6 protein-coding genes and 1 pseudogene are annotated in these 2777 nt (G+C 40.1%); all 7 read left to right on the plus strand.

The window, feature by feature from the left end; translation table 11 throughout:
* Positions 1–401: 401 nt before the first annotated feature.
* Positions 402–647, plus strand: a complete 246-nt coding sequence (locus tag MFLO_RS14095) for a hypothetical protein (RefSeq protein WP_036098694.1) — start codon at positions 402–404, stop codon at positions 645–647.
* Complete coding sequence (locus MFLO_RS14100; protein WP_036098695.1) at positions 644–862, plus strand: hypothetical protein; 219 nt, start codon at positions 644–646, stop codon at positions 860–862. The genes MFLO_RS14095 and MFLO_RS14100 overlap by 4 nt, the downstream gene beginning before the upstream one ends.
* The gene (locus MFLO_RS14105) at positions 863–1243 is read left to right on the plus strand and encodes a hypothetical protein (RefSeq protein ID WP_036098697.1); all 381 of its coding nucleotides are present in this window, start codon (positions 863–865) and stop codon (positions 1241–1243) included.
* Entirely contained in the window at positions 1240–1440 is a 201-nt protein-coding gene (locus MFLO_RS14110; protein ID WP_036098698.1) for a hypothetical protein, read from the plus strand. The genes MFLO_RS14105 and MFLO_RS14110 overlap by 4 nt, the downstream gene beginning before the upstream one ends.
* The gene (locus tag MFLO_RS14115; protein WP_036098699.1) at positions 1437–1709 is read left to right on the plus strand and encodes a hypothetical protein; all 273 of its coding nucleotides are present in this window, start codon (positions 1437–1439) and stop codon (positions 1707–1709) included. The genes MFLO_RS14110 and MFLO_RS14115 overlap by 4 nt, the downstream gene beginning before the upstream one ends.
* A 6-nt stretch (positions 1710–1715) precedes the next feature.
* A complete protein-coding gene (locus tag MFLO_RS14120; RefSeq protein ID WP_036098700.1) occupies positions 1716–2156 on the plus strand; it encodes a hypothetical protein in 441 nt (146 codons plus the stop codon).
* Positions 2146–2777: pseudogene (locus MFLO_RS14125) on the plus strand (DnaB-like helicase C-terminal domain-containing protein); the annotation flags it as partial. The gene MFLO_RS14120 and the pseudogene MFLO_RS14125, both read left to right, overlap by 11 nt.

A 2777-nucleotide genomic window follows, 5' to 3' on the forward strand; every position in this document is an offset into this window, starting at 1 on the left:
CTGGGAATCACACAAACTACTCGTGCAACAGAATGCATTGCTATTCAAACTTTTAAAGGGTGAAAAGCTTAAGGAGGATAAATAAATGAATTTTAAGGAAGAATTAGAAAAGCAAAATGCAGAATATGTAGATGCGTGGTTCAAAAAAAAAATGTGGACATAGGACATTTAAAAAGCGACGTTGCTTAATTCTGCAAAACAGGGCTTGTCTGATGCTAGCTACGATATCAAAATGGGCTCTTTTGAGCATATTCGCATTCACATGGATGACATCATGGATAAGTTGTCGAAAGAGCTAGGTGGGGTTAAAGTTTCTAAAAAGCCTAACGTTTTGGCTACGGGGTTTGTTCCCCTAATTTTTAGATGGGGTCATGAGTGACAAAAAATGGATGTGATGCAAGATGACCAAAGAACTTTTTGACAAAAAGACCTTCCTCAAAAACGCTAAAAAATTAAAGCTAAATGTGATGACAATCAAAAAAGGAGAAGAAGGCGGCATCTTCTATCGAGAAAAGAAAACGGATGACTGGAAAGAGCTTACAGCCGATAACTTTTTTGACGAAGAGGCGTTACTAGACATACTCAACGAGCCGCGAATTTATGGGGCATTGAAAATGTTAGCTGATGATAAGGAGGAGATAGAATGACTAAAAAATACGAAGCGACCGTTTATTATCAAAGTGACGAGGGAGAAACTTGCACGATAAAAAATGTTAATGTAGAACAGCTCATTGATAGCATAGACGCCCGATTGGTACCTTTTGTTTACACTGTCGATGGCGCACGATATATAACACTAATCAACGCTGATAAAATACGCGAGATCGACATTAAGTTAGTAGATTCGGAGGAGGATAAATAAATGAATTTTACTATCGTATTGTTCGTTATAACACTAATTCCCTTTATCGCCACTGTCGGACTAGCGATGCACATTGAAAAACGAGTCAGTGAAATGATGGATGAAAAATATATTGAAATTGTAAAACCGATGCTGTCAATCGGAGATTTGGTTGCAATCAACAACTCTTTTGATGGCAAAAGGTATTCTTTGGGAATTGTAAGTGGTGTGCATAGTGATTTTATAACATACATCAACGAAAGAGGCGTGAAAGATGAGATTTACATCAAACAAATCACAAAAATATATTGCAGCAAAGACCTTTCAGCAGAATGGAAAGCTAGGGTTAAACGGAACTTTGAGAACGACATGAGGAGAGTTATGGAGGAGGACACAGAATGAAACATATTTGGGAAAATCATTTAGGCGGATTATACGTAGAAGACGAGTATTGCGAAAGCAACGGTGCATATTGTTTGCAATGCGGCGACGCGGACAGATATCTAGGCGCGTTTGAGACTGTAGATGAACTTATTCAAGAGTTGCTCGAATACGATTTGAGTGAAATTCGATCACTTTTTGAGGAGGACACACAATGAACTTTACGAAAAAAGAATTACAAGACATTTCTCGTGAAAATGCGGATAAGTGGGTTGAAAAAACCTTTGACAAGAGCTATATTCAAGACTTAATTTTAATGGCCGTTGAAAAGGGTAAAGAATCGCTGATTTTATATTGCACAGGGTATGAGGAAGAACTTCTTCGTAAAAATGCTTTATTGATTCGTCGACATTTGGAAAATGTGTTTCCAGATTTGGATATCAAAATAAGTACTGGTCTTGGTTTAGTGACGATAAGTTGGGAGTGATGAATAATGAAAATCGGGCCAGGTGATTTAGTGAAGGTACAGGGCTACAGTGGTGTGTTGTATTATGTTGATTCAATCACTGAGCAAAAAATAACTAGTGAGCGTGGGTACACATATGAAACAGTATATGACTTGACAAGCACTGCGGGTGAATATGAGATAGGTTTTGATGATGATGTTACACTTGTGTGTCGAGCAGACAAAGCTGACGAGTATTTAAAGACTGGCAAACTCACTGTCGAAATGGAACTTGCAAACGCTGATGCGCCAACAAAAAAATTGACAACATCAGAACAGGTGCAGAAAATAGACGAACTGCTCGACGAAGCTCTTTTTAATATTGGGGCTTATGAAGCTACGGGATTGCCTGACTTCAAAGTAAAAGAAAAAGCAGCGTATAAGTTGATTGACCAGGTTCGGAAAGGAGTGATTGAATATGGCAAGTAAACAGTTTGCGCAGCTACTACTCAATAAGGTCATCAACGACCAGAATTTTGGGGCGCTGACTAAGTACAATATTACGCAAGCAGACATGCCTACGAAGGCAGATGCGGAAACTTTCCGATTTATTAAGCAGTACCACGATCAGCAAGGCGCTGTGCCAAGTTATGCCACTGTCAGCGCTCAGGTACAAGACTTTGAGTATATACCCGACGTAAGTGACACTTACGAATACTTAGCAAAGCAAGTCAAAGATTATGCGGGCAAAGTAGCTGTCTTTAAAGTGCTCGAAGACCCTGAGCTGCAAAAAAAGTTCGATAGTATGAATAGCCTTGAATTTATTGAAACGCTCGAACATGAGCTACATAGCGCGAAACTGCAGGCGAGCATCACTGCAGGGCTCGGCACAGACGTGTTAAATGATGGTAGTAAGTTCTTGACCGAGTACCAAAAGCGCAAGCAAGGCGATTCTAATAAAGTGTGGCAGTCCAAGTTTCCTACCATAAATCGGGAGCTTGGCGGCTACACAGAAGGCAACGTGTATGCCTGGTATGGTCGAAGTGGGCGAGGCAAAACAATTGCAGTCACAGAAGAGGGTCTGCAAGCGGCGATTGATGGTGCAAATGT

This window comes from Listeria floridensis FSL S10-1187 (assembly GCF_000525875.1).
Lineage (GTDB): Bacteria > Bacillota > Bacilli > Lactobacillales > Listeriaceae > Listeria > Listeria floridensis.

Bases quoted from the DNA above. Each gene is read 5' to 3' on its own strand.
- MFLO_RS14115 (WP_036098699.1), top strand. From the start codon at position 1,437: ATGAACTTTACGAAAAAAGAATTACAAGACATTTCTCGTGAAAATGCG.
- MFLO_RS14100 (WP_036098695.1), top strand. From the start codon at position 644: ATGACTAAAAAATACGAAGCGACCGTTTATTATCAAAGTGACGAGGGA.
- MFLO_RS14105 (WP_036098697.1), top strand. From the start codon at position 863: ATGAATTTTACTATCGTATTGTTCGTTATAACACTAATTCCCTTTATC.
- MFLO_RS14110 (WP_036098698.1), top strand. From the start codon at position 1,240: ATGAAACATATTTGGGAAAATCATTTAGGCGGATTATACGTAGAAGAC.
- MFLO_RS14095 (WP_036098694.1), top strand. From the start codon at position 402: ATGACCAAAGAACTTTTTGACAAAAAGACCTTCCTCAAAAACGCTAAA.
- MFLO_RS14120 (WP_036098700.1), top strand. From the start codon at position 1,716: ATGAAAATCGGGCCAGGTGATTTAGTGAAGGTACAGGGCTACAGTGGT.